The following is a 15091-nucleotide window of genomic DNA, read 5'->3' as shown; positions in this document are numbered from 1 at the left end:
TGGTGTGTGTGCCTGCGCCAGGCGCCTGCCGGCCGGGGGGCTCGACGGAGAACCGGAGGTGCGTTCTCCTGGGTCTTCCTGGGTACAGGCGTCTACCTGCGGAGGCCAGCATGCCCACACCGGCGAGGGACCGTCTTCTGTACTTCTCCCCCACGGACGGCGGGATCGAGCACTCCATCACGCGTCGCGACTTCCGGGAGAGCCTGGTCTACAACCTGCTCCTGGAGCCGAACGGGCTGCTCATCACCGACGTCTTCTTCTTCAACTGCACGTTCCTGATCGAGCTCGCGGAGGGCGGACGCCATTCCCTGTTCACCCGCGCGCTCGAGGAGTCGCTCGTGGTCCCGGCCTTCCGGGACCAGGGGACCCACGACTTCGCGACCAGCCTGCGCCGGGACATCGGCGAGAGCAACGTCATGGGAGTCCGGGCGAGCCAGTACGCGACCTCACCACCGGAGTTCGCCCGCTGGCTGGACCACTGCTACAGCAGGTCGGCGGAGCGCAGGCGCCTGGTGTGGCCACCGGACATGGGCACGGCCTTCGGTGACCTCATGACACGGGTGTTCTCCCGCGACGAGCTCTCCTCGGGCGACGAGGGGCTGCGCTCGACGTGGTCGGCGACGCGCCCGCTGCGCGAGGCGTCCCTGGAGGACGCGCGGCTGACGACCCACCTGGCCGGCGGCACCGGCATCAGGCGGGGCGAGATCTTCAACAGCCTCGGCAGGCGCCTGGGTCTCCTGGAGGCCCACGAGACCTTCACCAAGCCGGGTGACCTGCTGGGCGAGGCGGTGGCCAGGTCGCGGCAGGGCGGTGCGCCGGACGTCGAGCAGGTGCGGCTGCTCGTCGACACGGTCAACCTCTGCTACCAGCGCAGCCAGACCGAGCAGTTCGGCCTCGACCAGAACTACTCCGTCACCCAGAACGTTCCCGGCGTCCTCTTCCGGAACGCCGGTCCGGTCATCTCGGACCTGGACGCCGGGGCACCGGCCCCGGCGGGCGGGACGGCGGCCTTCACCCTGAAGGTGAGGATGCCGTCCGTGGAGACGCTGCTGCGGGCCGACAGCGGCAGCCTCGTGGCGATCCGCAAGAGCGACCGGGCGGAGGAGTACTTCACGAAGCGGCTCGCCTGGAGCAGCGGACCGACGGAGCGTGCGGAGGCCGAGCTGGGCGACGCGCTCCGCGCGTACGTCGCGGAGCTCAGGAGGTTCGCGGTCGGCCCGCAGGAGCACAGGGGCGTGACCTTCGTGCAGAGGACGCTGAACGAGACCGTCAACCTGGCCGTCGGCTCGCTGGTCGGGTACGGCCTGGGCGCGGCCGGCGCGTCCCCCGAGATCAGCCTGATCAGCGGGATAGCCACCGGTGCGACCGCGGTCGTGGCGAAGCTGGCGGGTGACCGTCCCCGGGTGCCGAGGTCCGACTTCACGGTGCGGGTCGCGGCAGCACCCGAAGTCGTCCTCCCGCCCGGCCCCTGAGGCCGACGGGGAGGCTTCCGTTCAGCTCCCCGGCGGTTCCTGCCGCGCCTCCGGCACGGCGTGACCGGGCACGGACGGCCACCGGACGGTCAGCACCACCGAGTCCTCCTCCGCGCACCACGAGTGGTCGACCCCGCGCCCCCACACGACGTAGTCCCCCTGCCGCTCCAGGAGGACGCTGCGGCCGGGGACGTCGACCCGGAAGCGGCCGCTGACGAGGACGAGGAGGGCCGTGCGTTCCTCGCCGCGTACCCACCGCGCCCGCTCGGCGCCACGGGGGTGGACGCCCCATTTGATCTCCACGGCCTCGCTGTGGCGCGGATCGCCGGGGTCCTTGAAGTGCCCGAGGAGCCAGCCCCGGTCCAGTGCCGCGTCCTCGCCCGCGTTGCCCACGTACACGTTGTCGCTCACCGACCGGGACGTTAGCAGCCGCCCGTGTGTCCTGCTTCGGACGCCCCGTTCACATCGCCGGCCGCAACGGCTCGCGCTGGTAGGCCTGTTGGGCCCACCGGCGCGGTCGCGGGCCTACGTCCTGTCGCCCCGGGGATAGCGCGCCAGCCAGCCCGGTGACGCGCCCGTGGGGTTGTGGAGGGCCGGGCCCTGGGTCATCTCCATGGCGAAGTCGTCGGCGAGTTCGAGGATCGTGGGACGGCCCTCCAGTTCGGCCAGCCAGGCCGGCGGGAGGGCCGTCTCGCCGTGCAGGGCGCCGAGCAGGCCGCCGGTCAGGGCACCGGTGGGTGCCGAGGGGGCGCCGTGGTTCACGGCGAGGCGCAGGCCGTGGCGGACGTCCTCCGCGACCAGGGCGCAGTAGACGGCGGCGGCCAGGACCGCCTCGGCCGTGCCCGCGCCGGCCAGTTCCTCCACCCGCGCCGGGCCCGGCAGACCCTGCCGTACGGCGCCCAGCGCGTGCTGGAGCGCCTGCGACACCGCCTCGTGTCCGGGCCGCGCGGCCAGCAGGGCGAGCGCCCGCTGCACCGCGCCGTCGAGGCTGTCGCCGCGGGCCAGGGCGTGCACGGTCACCGCGTACGCGCCCGCCGACAGACAGGCTGTCGGGTGGCCGTGGGTCTGGGTCGCGCACTCGACGGCGAGCTGGGCGACGAGCTGCGGCTCCCAGCCGACGAGGAGGCCGAACGGCGCCGACCGGACCGTGGCCTCCGGGCCCGTGGCGCCGGTGTTCTTGGGCGATTCCAGGGTTCCCATGGTGTCGTCGCCGAGCCCGAGCAGCAGGGGCCGGGTCGGGTCCCGGCGGGCGTACAGCCATTCCTCGCGGGCGAGCCAGCCGTCGTCCTTGCGGCGCAGGTCGGGTCCCCAGTCGCGTTGGGTCGCCGCCCAGCGCAGGTACGCCCGGTGCAGGTCGGTCGGCGGGTGCCAGGCGCCGGTGTCGCGGCGGACCTGGGCGCGGATCAGGCCGTCCACGGTGAAGAGGGTGAGCTGGGTGAGGTGGGTGACGGCGCCGCGGCGGCCGTAGGCGGGGGCGAGGTCGACGAGGCCCTCGGGGCCGTGGACCCGGCGGATCTCCTCCAGGTCCGTTAAGTCGACGGGGGCCCCGAGCGCGTCCCCGACGGCCGCGCCCAGCAGCGTGCCACGCACCCGGCTGCGGAAGTCCTGCTGTTCGCTGCGGCCCCAGACGGCGCCGGTTGTCGCACCCACCAAGTCCTCCCGGGCACCGTCCGTACGTACGACGTCCGTCACTGTAATCGACAGAGGCAACGGGGGGCCGTCGAGCGGGTGGACCCTTGGTCCACACGCCGGGGACCTTCCGTCGCCGCCGGCGCCATTCTGGCGTGATGTGTGCGGGAGGCCGCGCCCCCGGCCGGGCAGATCTCCCCCATGACCACGACCACCTCACGTCCCACATCGACCCCGACCGACCGCGCCCGCACCACGGCGACCACGGTCCTGACCGCCACGGTCGCCCTCTACATCACCCTCGTCGCCCTCGGGAACATCACCGACTTCGGGACCAACCAGCAGTTCGTCAGACATGTCCTCGCGATGGACACGACGTTCAAGGACGAGGACCTGATGTGGCGGGCCGTCACCAGCGCGTGGCTCCAGGACGCGGCGTACGTCGCGATCATCGCGTGGGAGACCGTCTCCGCGCTGGTCCTCCTGGCCGGGACCTGGCTGTGGATACGGCGGGACGAGGCCCGTGCCCGTCAGGTCTCCACCTACGGGCTGCTGATGCTGATGCTGCTGTTCGGCGGCGGGTTCATCGCGATCGGGGGTGAGTGGTTCGCGATGTGGCAGTCCGGCGACTGGAACGGGCTGGACGCGGCGCTGCGCGTCTTCGTCCTCAGCGGGATCGTGCTGATCGTCCAGTACCTGCCGGCGGGCCGTACGCCCGGAGGTGACGCCTGATCAGCTCACGGTCCGGGCGGGACGTCTGATCACTCCACGACGCGGACGATCGTCCCCGTCGCCCCGAACGCCCACAGGGCCGCCCCGTCGGCCTTGGCCATGCGGATGCCGCCGGTCTGGGTGCCGGCGGCGGGGGGCGGGGAGGAGCCGTCGACGGCGTTGGAGAAGGCGATGTTGACGCCGGACCGGACGGAGAAGTAGATGATGTGCTCGATCTCGACGCCGTCGGAGCCCGTGGTGGCGCCCTTGCGCACGGAGACCGTGTAGCTGCCGGGGGCGGGGTCCACCGTGCCCGGCCAGACCGTGAAGGTGCGGCGGGCCTGGTCGTCGGCGTCGACCAGCCAGACCCGCTGCTGCTCCAGCGAGTAGACGACACGGCGGCCCGTGCCGGAAGCCTCCGGCACGGACTGCGCCGTCGGGCTCGCGGAGGGGGCGGGGGCGGGCTTCGTCCCCGCCGAGGCGGAGGCGGAGGCGGACGGTTCGACCGACGCCGCCGTCGGATGCGGGCCCTGTTCGGCCTTCACCGTCAGAGCACCGATCACGACGATCGCGCCGGCCGTCAGACCGGTGACCCAGGCCCACGAGGGAAGCCGTCGGGCAGCCACGGGCACGCCTCTCCTCAGTCTTCGGCCCCCGGGGGTCCGGGGGTTGGATCATCCTACTGTGGGGTCCCTGTCCGCCCGCCTACAGTCCGGTCCCGGCTCAGAGCCCTTGGTGCCGGTCCCGGCTCAGAGCCCTTGGTGCCGGTCCCGGCTTCGAGCCCTTGTCGCCGGTCCCGGCTTCGAGCCCTTGTCGCCGGTCCCTCAGTCCAGTACCGGCAGCAGTTGCGGCAGGTGGCCGTCCGAGGCGTGTGCCGCGCGCTGCCGCTCCTCGGGGACCTCCCCGTAGAGGGTCGTCCGCGGCTTCGCCGGGCGGCCGGCCGCGTCGGCCACGGCGACGAGGTCCTTGACCGACTTGTAGGAGCCGTAGGAGGAGCCCGCCATCCGGGAGATGGTCTCCTCCATCAGGGTGCCGCCCAGGTCGTCGGCGCCGGAGCGGAGCATCTCGGCCGCGCCCTCCGTGCCCAGCTTCACCCAGCTGGTCTGGATGTGGGGGATGTGGGGGTGGAGGAGGAGCCGGGCCATCGCCGTGACGGCCCGGTTGTCCCGCGTGGTCGGGCCGGGGCGGGCGATGCCGGCCAGGTAGACGGGGGCGTTGGTGTGGATGAAGGGGAGGGTGACGAACTCGGTGAAGCCGCCGGTCCGTTGCTGGATGCGGGACAGGGTGCGCAGATGGCCGAGCCAGTGCCGGGGCTGGTCGACGTGGCCGTACATCATGGTCGAGGAGGAGCGGATGCCCAGTTCGTGGGCGGTGGTGATGACCTCGATCCAGGTGGCCGTCGGCAGCTTGCCCTTGGTGAGGACCCAGCGGACCTCGTCGTCGAGGATCTCGGCGGCGGTGCCGGGGATGGAGTCCAGCCCGGCTTCCTTCGCGGCCGTGAGCCATTCGCGGACCGACAGTCCGGTGCGGGTCGCGCCGTTGACGACCTCCATGGGGGAGAAGGCGTGGACGTGCATGCCGGGGACCCGGTCCTTCACCGCCTTCGCGATGTCGAAGTAGGCGGTGCCGGGCAGGTCGGGGTGGATGCCGCCCTGCATGCAGACCTCGACCGCGCCGACGTCCCAGGCCTGCTGGGCGCGGTCGGCGACCTGTTCCAGGGAGAGGGTGTAGGCGTCGGCGTCGGTGCGGCGCTGGGCGAAGGCGCAGAAACGGCAGCCGGTGTAGCAGACGTTGGTGAAGTTGATGTTGCGGGTGACGATGTACGTCACGTCGTCGCCGACGGCCGCCCTGCGCACGTCGTCCGCGATCCGGGTGAGGGCGTCCAGCGCGGGTCCGTCGGCGTGCAGGAGGGCGAGGGCCTCGTCGTCGGTGAGCCGCGTCGGGTCGTCGGCGGCCGTCGCCAGCGCCGCCCGTACGTCGGTGTCGATGCGCTCGGGTGCCATGCCGGGGGCGGCGGCCTCGCGCAGGGCGCCCCAGTCGCCGTAGACCTCGTCGAAGTCGTCGCGGCGGTCGGAGGTGCGGCCCTCGGTGTCGATCGTGGTGTGCAGGTCGGTGCGGCCGCTGGCGGTGAACGCCTCCTCCGGCTCCTGCCACGGCCGGCCCTCGACGACGGCGTCCGGGCGGGCCAGGCCCGTCTCGGGGTCGGCGAGCGCGCGGACGTGCGGGAGCAGCCGCGGGTCCAGCCAGGGTTCGCCGCGGGTGACGAACTCGGGGTAGACGCAGAGCCGTTCGCGCAGCTCGAACCCGGCCGTCCGGGAACGCTCGGCGAGTTCCTCGATCTGCGGCCAGGGGCGTTCCGGGTTGACGTGGTCGATGGTGAGCGGGGAGACGCCGCCCCAGTCGTCGATGCCGGCGCCGATGAGGCGTTCGTACGCGGAGTCGACGAGGTTCGGCGGGGCCTGGAGGCAGGCGGAGGGGCCCATGAGGTGGCGGGCGACGGCCACCGTGGCGACCAGTTCGTCCAGTTCGGCGTCGGGCGTGCCGCGCATCGCGGTGTCCGGCTTGGCGCGGAAGTTCTGGATGATCAGTTCCTGGACGCCGTGGTAGGCGCGGGAGACCTTCCGCAGCGCGAACAGGGACTCGGCGCGCTCCTCGTACGTCTCGCCGATGCCGATGAGGAGGCCCGAGGTGAAGGGGACGGAGGAGCGGCCGGCGTCCTCCAGCACCCGCAGGCGGACGGCGGGCTCCTTGTCCGGGGAGCCGTGGTGCGGACCGCCGGGCTCGGACCAGAGCCTCTCGGCGGTCGTCTCCAGCATCATGCCCATGCTCGGCGCGACGGGCTTGAGCCGCTGGAAGTCGGTCCACGTCATGACGCCCGGGTTGAGGTGCGGGAGGAGTCCGGTCTCCTCCAGGATGCGGATCGAGATCGCGCGGACGTACGCGAGGGTGTCGTCGTAGCCGTGCGCGTCGAGCCATTCGCGCGCCTCCGGCCAGCGGTCCTCGGGCTTGTCGCCAAGGGTGATCAGGGCTTCCTTGCAGCCGAGTGCGGCGCCCTTGCGCGCGATGTCGAGGACCTCGTCGGGGGACATGAACATCCCGTGCCCGGCCCGGCGCAGCTTCCCGGGCACGGTGACGAAGGTGCAGTAGTGGCACTTGTCCCGGCACAGCCGGGTCAGCGGGATAAAGACGCTCTTCGAGTACGTGATGACACCGGGGCGGCCGGCCGCCTCCAGGCCGGCGTCCCGCACCCGGGCGGCGGACGCGGCGAGGTCCTCCAGGTGCGCGCCGCGGGCCTGGAGCAGGACCGCCGCCTCGGAGACGTCGAGGGCGACGCCGTCCCGGGCCCGTTTGAGGGCGCGACGCAGGGCGTTCTCGGTCGGGCCGGTGCCGCCGGGGCGGTCGGTGGGGCCGGTTCCGGAGCTCGCGGAAGTCGTCATGCTGTGAGCATACTTTCGAGCCGATCAGGGATACCGGGATGCCCGACGCACCTCTCGGAGCGGCTCGGCGCACGGTCTCACCTGCGGTGATGAGGGTGACGGCCGTGCTCGTCGAGCAGCCGCGGGCTCGGGGTGGGCGAGGCCGGCGCGAGCGCTGACCTGCGGGCCGTCGCGGGGTCTGCCGTACCTGCGCTGCTCGGCGTCGGCGGCAGCCCGGCCGGGCCCGACGTACGGATCGGGCGAACGGCCGTACCCGCGGCGGAGTTCGCCGCCTGCGAGGTGCGGCGTGACGGGCTCGGCGGAGCACATAGGCTGGCGACCCCACAGGGCGGCCGGCGAGGAGGGACGATGGCGGGCGCACGCGAACTGCCCCCGGACGAGGTTCTGGTACAGCGACTGCGTGACGGTGACGAGGACACCTTCGCCCTGGTGCTGGACGCCTGGTCCGGCGGCATGCTGCGGCTGGCGATGTCGTTCGTGTCGACCAAGGACTCCGCCGAGGAGGCCGTCCAGGACACCTGGCTTGCGGTCATCAAGGGCATCGGCGGCTTCGAGGGCCGTGCGACGTTCAAGACCTGGGTCTACCGGATCCTCGTCAACACGGCCAAGGCGCTCGGCACGAAGGAGAGCAGAACCGTGCCCTTCGGCAGTCTGCCGGCGGAAGAGGAGGGCCCGACGGTCGACCCCTCGCGTTTCCGCAGCCCCGGTGAGCCGTACGCCGGGCACTGGGCCGTCGGCCAGGAGCCACGGCCCTGGCACCTTCCCGAGGACCATGTGCTGCGCGGCGAGGTCCGCGAGGTGATCGCGAAGGCGATCGACGAGCTTCCGCCCCGCCTCCGTGCCGTGCTCACGCTGCGCGACGTCGCGGGGTACGGCTCGGCGGAAGTCTGTTCCCTGCTGGACGTCTCGCCCGGGAACCAGCGCGTTCTGCTGCACCGGGCCAGGGCCCTGCTGCGTGGCAGACTGGAGACGTATCTGGCCGAGGCCGCGGGCGGGAGGGAGCGAGCGTGAACTGCGACGAGTTCGTGGAACTGGTGACCGACTTCCTCGAGGGCGCCCTCTCCGAGGAGGACGAGCAGCGCTTCGTCGGCCACCTGACCGAGTGCCCCAAGTGCGAGGTGTACCTCGACCAGTTCCGTCAGACGATCGCCACGACGGGTGAACTGACCCCGGACGGCATCTCGCCCGACGCCAGAGGGCAGTTGCTCGCCGCGTTCCGGAACTGGCGCCGGCAGTAGGCCCGCGGCCGGCCGGTCCGGTCCCGGAACCGGCCGGGGAGGTGTCAGGCGGGGCGGGTCAGTTCGGCCGCGCCGAAGGACACGCTGAAGCGTTCGCACCAGATCGTCACGGTGGAGAACTCGCCGAGGTCGGTGTGCGCCGGGATCGAGTAGTTCTGGTTGCCCTCGTTGCCCTTGAGGGAGCCGAGGTCGATGTGCTCACCGTCGTCGAGGTTGCCGCCCCCGTCACGCTCGACCGGCTGGTCGCTGAGCCACACGTGCAGGGCCGGGCCGTCGGACGTGCGCAGATCCGTCAGGCGCAGCGTCGTCGTCCCGTCACCGGGCCGGAGGACCGTCACCGCACCGCTCGTCTCGTGCTCGTGTGAGACGAACGTGCCGGTCAACGGCTGTTCGACGGCGGTCGAGGAGGACGGGTCGGGGGCGGAGGCGGAGGCCGCCGGCCGCGCGGCGGAGGCCGGCGGGGCCTCGTCCACCCGGACCGTGGTGAACAGCCGCCACGGCTGGAAGAAGGCGAGCCCGACGGCCACGGCAACGACGACCAGTGCGGTGGTGATCCAGAGGGCGGGGCGGCGGCGCTTGGTGCGGCACATGGGAGTCTCCGTTTCGGTCCGGTGGTGGTCGCAGTGACCCGGCGTCGTGTGCACACCGGACTCAGAGACGGAAGGGGCGCCGAACGTTACAAGCGGACGCTCGAAGCCCCGCGAACCGGCCGTCCCCGAACCAGCCGTCGCATCGGCTTGTAACGTTCGGCGGCCCCGGCGCACTGAAGAGGCACACTCCGCCACGTCAGCGATGAGAGGCAGAACATGAGCGCCACCGCCACCGAGACCGTCCCCACCTGCGCGTACCCGGACTGTGACAACCCGGCCGAGCCCGGCGCCGAGGGGGCTGCGCACCGCTACTGCGGGCATCCCGAGCACAACGCGCTCGGCGCGTTCCGCAAGTTCCGCGCCAAGCGGCAGCAGCGCAAGGAGGACAGGCGAGCCGCCGCCGAGGCCCGGAACGCCGCGAAGTGCGTCCAGGCGCAGGACGCCGAGCCCTCCTGGCCCGCCGCCCCGGGCCACGCCCACGGGGGCCCGGACGCGCCGCCCGCAGCCGGCGGTGGGGCTCCGGCTCCGGCTCCGGCTCCGGCTCCGGCTCCGGCTCCGGCTCCGGCTCCGGCTCCGGCTCCGGGGGAGGGTGCGGGCGGCGAGCCGGCAGCGGCGATGAGCGTGATGCCGATGGCCGACGGCGGGCACGGTGAAGACCGGGCCGGGCGGTCGCGAGACGCCCTGGTCACACTCATCAAGCAGCTCTCCGCCGATCTGCCCTCCTACATCGAGGAGTTGGCGATCATCACCGACTCCGCGGCGGCTGAGGCCCGGATCGAGACGGTCACCCGCGCGTCCGCACAGCGCATCCTGGCCGCCGAGGAGCGGGCCACGCTCGCCGAGGAGGCGGCCGAGATGGCCGTCACGGCGCTCGACGCCGCGGAGCGGAGGTTCGCGGAGGAGACCGCCGCGGTCCGGGAGGACGCGGCCCGTCAGGTGGCGGACGCCGAGTTCGTCCGGGCCGAGCTGGAGCGTTGCCGCGAGCGGGTCGGCATGCTGGAGACCAGGCTCGACGCGGTCCGCGACGAGGCCGACGAGCTGCGCCGCGCGAGGGCGCCCCACTCCACCGCGAACCCCGCCGGCCCCGAGCGGCACCGACTCCCCGCCGAGCCCTGCTGACGCCTCCCGGCGGGGAAGGTGTCCTCCGACGGCGCCGAACGCCGTCCCGACCCCCCAGGGCCCCCGATCCCCGCACCCGGCCCCCCGGCCCCTGACGCACCCCGCGTCAGGGTGCCGGGGCCGGGAGCGACCGGCACACCCCGCCTACGGGCTCCCCGGGCTGGCGGAGCCCTGCTGGAAGCCCTGGAAGCCCTCGAAGCCCTCGAAGCCCTGGAAGCCCTGGAAGCCCTGGAAGCCCTGAGTACGCGTACCCATCCCCCGTGCGCTGCCGCACCGATACGCCGGGCGCCCCGGCCGTTCTACGGTCCCCCCATGCCCGAGGAGATCACCACCGCCCCCGCCCCCGCCCCGGCCCGCACCACCGCCGCACGGGCCGTCGGGATCGGCTGCGCGGCGCTCGTCGCCGTGCCGCTGCTGCTCGTCCTCGCCCTGGTCGTCTGGCTCGCCGTGGTGACGAAGGACGCGTCGGACTTCCCCCGCGTCGCGCCCGAGGAGATGGCGGGCCGCGCGGTGGAGCGCTCCCAGGAGGCGTACGACGTCCTCGGGTTCACGCGTACCGTCGAGCCCGGCGTCGAGGACCCGGGGGTCTCGCCCGAGAACACCCTCGCCGCGGACTACTGCTACGCGGGCGGGGTGACCGACGAGACGGTCGACGGCGCCTACCGCGTCAGTCACAGCTGGGCGCTCGACGACGTGCCCGCCGGGCAGGCGGTCCCCGGTCTGCGCCGGCTGCACCGGCACCTGGAGGACACCGGCTGGGAGATCTCCTCGTACCGGGAGAACGTGTCCGGCGACCGGTGGGACCTGTTCGCCTCGCGGTCGGACGGCGAGGAGCGGGTGTCCTTCCACTGGTACGCGGACCGCGGCTACTTCACCGGCGGCGCCTCCACGTCGTGTGCCGTGGACCCCGGGTGGCGGGCGGGCGAGGACCAGCCCGCCGAGGCCGTGCTGACGCCGCCCGCCTTCGGTCCGTCGGCGTAGGCGGGTCAGGCCCACCGGCCGGCGGGTCAGGACCGCTGGAGGTACGGCGCGTACCCGTCCAGGGCCCGCAGCACCTCCGCCTCCCCCGCCGGGGGCAGTTGTACGACGGTCTCCTCGATGCCGAGGTCCGCGAAGTGCGCGAGCTTGCCGGGGCTCGGGTGGACGGCGTAGGGGACGACCTGGAGGGCGGACGGGTCGCGGCCGGCGTCGGCCCAGGCGGCACGCAGGGCGGGCAGTGACTCGGTCAGGCCGCGCCCGCCGATGGGCAGCCAGCCGTCGGCGTACGCGCAGATGTCGGAGAAGAGCCGGGGCCCGGCGGCGCCGCCGACGAGGGTGCGCGGGCCGGTGACGGGGCCGCGCGGCTTCCGGACGGGCTTGGGATGGGCGGTGCTGGCCCGCACGCCGCCGAACTCACCCTCGTAGGCGGTGGGTTCCTCGCTCCACAGGGCGCGCATCAGGGCCATCCGCTCCCGCACCAGCTCGCGCCGGGTGCGCCACTGCACGCCGTGGTCGGCGGCCTCCTCCACGTTCCAGCCGAAGCCGACGCCGAGGGTGAGGCGGCCGCCGGAGAGGTGGTCCACGGTCGCGACCTGCTTGGCCAGGTCGATCGGGTCGTGCTGGGCGACGAGGGTGATGCCGGTGCCGAGGCCGAGGTGTTCCGTGACGGCCGCCGCCTGGCCGAGGGCGACGAACGGGTCGAGGGTGCGGCCGTACTCGCGCGGCAGTTCGCCGCCGCCGGGGTAGGGCGTGGTGCGCTCCACCGGGATGTGCGTGTGCTCGGGCAGGTAGAGGCCGGCGAAGCCGCGCCGCTCCAGCTCACGGGCGAGGCGGGTCGGGGTGATCGTCTCGTCGGTGAGGAAGATCGTGACGGCGATGCGCATGGGGGGCCTTTCGTACGCGGGTGGACGGCGCGGTCGGGCGGCGTGGCCGGGGAGCGCGGCTGGACGGGTGGACGGTGCGGGTGCCCGCAGGTGCACGGGTGCTCTTCGGTACACGGGTGAACCTGGTGGGTGCACGGGGGGCGTCCCTTGGCGGGCGGTGCCTGCGGTCATCTGTACCGCCCTGGACCCCGCCTGTCGATACCGACCGGTCGGCATCCGTGCCGCAACGGGTCCCGCATTCCGTGCTCATGACATACCGCCGCTCGCAGATCCCCCGTTCTTCCACGGGAGTTCACCCCCGGCCGCCACACTGCCGGACATGTGTGACGACGCCCAGGGAATCGGAAGACGCGCACTGTTCGTGACGGGCTCCGCCGCCGCGCTTACGGTGGGAGGCGTGAGCTTCGCGGCGGCCTCCGGCCGGAAGCCGGAGACGAGGACCGTCCGGGGCACCCTGCCCACCGGGTCGCCGGACTTCGTGTACGTGCCCGTGGAGGTTCCGCCGGGCGTCCGGGAGCTCAGGGTCGCGTACGCCTACGACCGCCCCTCCGTCCCCGCCGGCACCCCCGGCAACGCGCTCGACATCGGCGTCTTCGACGAACGCGGCACCGAGCTGGGCGGGGAGGGCTTCCGGGGCTGGTCCGGGGGCGCCCGCACCGAGTTCTTCCTGCGGGCGGACGAGGCGACGCCGGGGTACGTCGCCGGTCCGGTGCGGCCGGGCACCTGGCACATCGCCCTCGGCCCGTACACGGTCGCGCCGCAGGGGCTGGCGTACGAGCTGACGATCACCCTCACGTACGGCGAACCGGGCGAGGCCGCCGCGCCGGTGTACCCGCCGGAGCGGGCGCGCGGGCGGGGCCGGGCCTGGTACCGGGGCGACTGCCACCTGCACTCCTGGTACTCCGACGGCCGCCGCACGCCCGCCGAGATCGGGGCGCTGGCGCGCGCGGCCGGCCTGGACTTCGTCAACACCTCGGAGCACAACACCCACGCCGGGCACGGCCGGTGGGCCGACGTGGCCGGGGACGACCTGCTGGTCCTGCTGGGCGAGGAGGTCACGACGCGGAACGGCCACGTGCTGGCCGTCGGGACCGACCCGGGGACCTTCGTCGACTGGCGGTACCGGGCGCGGGACAACCGCTTCGGCCGGTTCGCGCGGCGGATCCGGCGGGCGGGCGGCCTGGTCGTCCCGGCCCACCCGCACGCCACCTGCGTCGGCTGCTCCTGGAAGTTCGGCTTCGGGGACGCCGACGCGGTCGAGGTGTGGAACGGCCCCTGGACACCCGACGACGAGGTCGCCCTGGCCGACTGGGACGCGATGCTGGTGGCCGGGGCGCGGGAGGGCCGGCGGGACTGGATCCCGGCCATGGGCAGCAGCGACGCGCACCGCGACCCGGACGTGGTCGGCCTGCCCCAGACGGTGGTGTGGGCCGAGGACCTCACCCGCCGGGCGATCCAGGACGGCATCCGCGCCGGGCGGTCCTACGTCGCCGAGTCCGCCAGGCTGTCGCTGACCCTCACCGCGACGGGCGCCTGGGGCGAACACGCGGGCCTCGGCGAACGCCTGGCCGTCGCCCCGGACACCCCGGTGACCGTCCGCCTGGAGGTGACCGGCGCCCCCCGCTGCACGGTCCGCCTCATCACCGACCAGGGCGTCCTGCTCACCGGCGACCCGCTGCCGGTGACCGGCTCCGGGACCGTGGAATGGCGCACGACGGCCGCGTACGCCGCGTACGTACGGGCCGAGGTACGCCATGAGGTGGCGGCGGGACCCCTGCCGGGGGCGCTGGCGGCGTTCACCAATCCGGTGTTCCTGGGGCGGTGACCGGGGCGGGTCAGCCCACCACCTGCGGGTCCCGGAAGTAGTAGACGACCGTCACTCCCATGCCCGGGGTGTGCGTGTACACGACCGTGATCGCCTCGGCCGAGTCACGGGCGAGAGGAGTGGTGTACGTGTACTCCACGGACGGCGGCCGCCAGCCGGGGATCTCACGGCCCACCGCCGGGTCACGCCCGATCGCCGCGAGCGCTTCGCGCACCGCCTCCCGCTCCCCCTCCGTCAGGTCGCCGAACGCCTTCCTCGCGGGCTCGGCCTCCTCCAGTGGGACTCCGTTCACGTACCGCCGCCCCCAGCCCGCGCGTCCTCCAGAGCAGCCATGATCTCGGGCGAGTTCCTGATCAGGATCCGGTGCCGGTAGGCCCGGACGACCGCTGCGGCGCCCTCGAAGTCGTTGGTCGGTGAGGCTCCTATGGCGGCTGCCAGCTCCTCCTCGAAGCGCTCCCGGTCGCCCGGGAAGCCGTAGCGGCTGAGCGCGCTGCGCAGGTCGTCCACCGTGCGGATCGCCGGGAGGGGCATCGCTCCCCAGCCGTGCTCGGGCTGTGCGCTCATGATCTGCTCCTGCTGAACGGACGTGGCTCCGCCTTCCAGTATGGCTACGCCCGGCCAGGACGGGCACCGCGTGCTCACCACGCGCGCTCACCTCCGCAGTCCGCCCACAGCAGCTTCCCGCCCCCGGACGCGCCCAGGTGCCGCAGCACGGACACGCCCACCTCGTCGGCGCAGGCCCGCACCAGGTGCAGGCCGCGGCCGCCCTCGGCGTCGAGCGGGGCCGGGGCCGCCTTGTCGTCCGAGAAGCCGGGCGGGACGCGGGGGTCGGTGTCCCACACCGCCACCCGGACGCGCCCAGGCCGCGGCGACAGGACCCGCAGGGCGTACGGCCCCTCGGTGTGGCTGTGCGAGTTGGTGAGCAACTCGGCCGCGAGCAGCTCCGCGGTCGCGGTCAGCTCGCCCATCTCATGAGCGGCCAGAATCAGCCGCAGGGAGCCCCTCGCGATACCCGGTGCGCGTGGATCACGCGGAAGGTGCAGGGTGTAGTTCCAGGACGGGGATACGGTGGCCATGGAAGTCTCCGGTCACTGAGGGGAGTTGGACGGGCGAGGCGCCGTGGACAGCAGAGTAGGACTGGCGCAAGGATTACTTTCACCAGTTGACCGGATTCCTTTAGCTTTCCACTCGTGTGGGTGACGCACGTA

The 15091-nt window shown here is 73.4% G+C and carries 16 protein-coding genes; 7 read left to right on the top strand and 9 right to left on the bottom strand.

Annotation, left to right across the window (positions count from 1 at the left end):
• The first annotated feature begins 110 nt into the window (after nt 1-110).
• Nucleotides 111-1472, top strand: coding sequence for a hypothetical protein (locus ACFYWQ_RS32960; protein WP_389521556.1), 1362 nt, complete (start codon nt 111-113; stop codon nt 1470-1472).
• Between the two features lie 21 nt (nt 1473-1493).
• On the opposite strand, the gene ACFYWQ_RS32955 is transcribed toward ACFYWQ_RS32960, so the two are convergent.
• On the bottom strand, nt 1494-1883 hold the full coding sequence (locus ACFYWQ_RS32955; RefSeq protein ID WP_389521554.1) for a signal peptidase I: 390 nt from the start codon (nt 1881-1883) through the stop codon (nt 1494-1496).
• A 114-nt stretch (nt 1884-1997) separates the two neighbouring features.
• Complete coding sequence (locus ACFYWQ_RS32950; RefSeq protein ID WP_389521553.1) at nt 1998-3122, bottom strand: ADP-ribosylglycohydrolase family protein; 1125 nt, start codon at nt 3120-3122, stop codon at nt 1998-2000.
• Between the two features lie 180 nt (nt 3123-3302).
• Here ACFYWQ_RS32950 and ACFYWQ_RS32945 point away from each other — a divergent pair, with 180 nt between their 5' ends.
• Nucleotides 3303-3833: a DUF2165 domain-containing protein gene (locus tag ACFYWQ_RS32945; RefSeq protein WP_389521551.1), complete on the top strand. Its 531-nt coding sequence runs from the start codon at nt 3303-3305 to the stop codon at nt 3831-3833.
• Nucleotides 3834-3862: 29 nt separating this feature from the next.
• Here ACFYWQ_RS32945 and ACFYWQ_RS32940 read toward each other — a convergent pair whose 3' ends face one another.
• Together ACFYWQ_RS32940 and ACFYWQ_RS32935 are read right to left on the bottom strand one after the other, a co-directional pair.
• Entirely contained in the window at nt 3863-4444 is a 582-nt protein-coding gene (locus ACFYWQ_RS32940) for a hypothetical protein (protein WP_389521549.1), read from the bottom strand.
• A 192-nt stretch (nt 4445-4636) separates the two neighbouring features.
• The gene (locus tag ACFYWQ_RS32935; RefSeq protein ID WP_389521547.1) at nt 4637-7249 is read right to left on the bottom strand and encodes a bifunctional FO biosynthesis protein CofGH; all 2613 of its coding nucleotides are present in this window, start codon (nt 7247-7249) and stop codon (nt 4637-4639) included.
• 348 nt (nt 7250-7597) lie between these two features.
• On the opposite strand from ACFYWQ_RS32935, the gene ACFYWQ_RS32930 reads away from it, so the two are divergent.
• Both ACFYWQ_RS32930 and ACFYWQ_RS32925 read left to right on the top strand, forming a co-directional pair.
• Nucleotides 7598-8260, top strand: a complete 663-nt coding sequence (locus tag ACFYWQ_RS32930) for an RNA polymerase sigma factor (protein WP_389521545.1) — start codon at nt 7598-7600, stop codon at nt 8258-8260.
• A complete protein-coding gene (locus ACFYWQ_RS32925) occupies nt 8257-8487 on the top strand; it encodes an anti-sigma factor family protein (protein WP_389521543.1) in 231 nt (76 codons plus the stop codon). The genes ACFYWQ_RS32930 and ACFYWQ_RS32925 overlap by 4 nt, the downstream gene beginning before the upstream one ends.
• A gap of 44 nt (nt 8488-8531) precedes the next feature.
• On the opposite strand, the gene ACFYWQ_RS32920 is transcribed toward ACFYWQ_RS32925, so the two are convergent.
• Entirely contained in the window at nt 8532-9077 is a 546-nt protein-coding gene (locus tag ACFYWQ_RS32920) for a DM13 domain-containing protein (RefSeq protein WP_389521541.1), read from the bottom strand.
• A 216-nt stretch (nt 9078-9293) separates the two neighbouring features.
• Here ACFYWQ_RS32920 and ACFYWQ_RS32915 point away from each other — a divergent pair, with 216 nt between their 5' ends.
• Both ACFYWQ_RS32915 and ACFYWQ_RS32910 read left to right on the top strand, forming a co-directional pair.
• Nucleotides 9294-10196, top strand: coding sequence for a hypothetical protein (locus ACFYWQ_RS32915; protein WP_389521540.1), 903 nt, complete (start codon nt 9294-9296; stop codon nt 10194-10196).
• Between the two features lie 312 nt (nt 10197-10508).
• Nucleotides 10509-11177 (top strand): hypothetical protein, encoded by a 669-nt coding sequence (locus tag ACFYWQ_RS32910; RefSeq protein WP_389521538.1) that lies wholly within the window; start codon nt 10509-10511, stop codon nt 11175-11177.
• A gap of 26 nt (nt 11178-11203) precedes the next feature.
• Here the strand turns inward: ACFYWQ_RS32910 and ACFYWQ_RS32905 are convergent, their stop codons facing one another.
• Entirely contained in the window at nt 11204-12058 is an 855-nt protein-coding gene (locus ACFYWQ_RS32905) for an LLM class F420-dependent oxidoreductase (protein ID WP_389521536.1), read from the bottom strand.
• A 319-nt stretch (nt 12059-12377) separates the two neighbouring features.
• Between ACFYWQ_RS32905 and ACFYWQ_RS32900 the strand changes: the two genes are divergently transcribed.
• Complete coding sequence (locus ACFYWQ_RS32900; RefSeq protein WP_389521534.1) at nt 12378-13883, top strand: CehA/McbA family metallohydrolase; 1506 nt, start codon at nt 12378-12380, stop codon at nt 13881-13883.
• A gap of 10 nt (nt 13884-13893) precedes the next feature.
• On the opposite strand, the gene ACFYWQ_RS32895 is transcribed toward ACFYWQ_RS32900, so the two are convergent.
• From ACFYWQ_RS32895 to ACFYWQ_RS32885, 3 genes are all read right to left on the bottom strand, one after another.
• Nucleotides 13894-14175, bottom strand: a complete 282-nt coding sequence (locus ACFYWQ_RS32895) for a hypothetical protein (protein WP_389521532.1) — start codon at nt 14173-14175, stop codon at nt 13894-13896.
• Nucleotides 14172-14447 carry a hypothetical protein gene (locus tag ACFYWQ_RS32890; RefSeq protein ID WP_385074286.1) on the bottom strand — a complete coding sequence of 92 codons (276 nt, stop codon included), beginning with the start codon at nt 14445-14447 and terminating at the stop codon, nt 14172-14174. The genes ACFYWQ_RS32895 and ACFYWQ_RS32890 overlap by 4 nt, the downstream gene beginning before the upstream one ends.
• A gap of 74 nt (nt 14448-14521) precedes the next feature.
• The gene (locus ACFYWQ_RS32885) at nt 14522-14959 is read right to left on the bottom strand and encodes an ATP-binding protein (protein WP_389521530.1); all 438 of its coding nucleotides are present in this window, start codon (nt 14957-14959) and stop codon (nt 14522-14524) included.
• Nucleotides 14960-15091: the final 132 nt, after the last annotated feature.

Origin of the sequence: Streptomyces sp. NPDC003247, from assembly GCF_042888135.1 — a bacterium.
Classification (GTDB): Bacteria; Actinomycetota; Actinomycetes; order Streptomycetales; family Streptomycetaceae; genus Streptomyces.
Note: the sequence above shows the minus strand (reverse complement) of the source record. Positions and strands in the feature narration are given on the sequence as shown.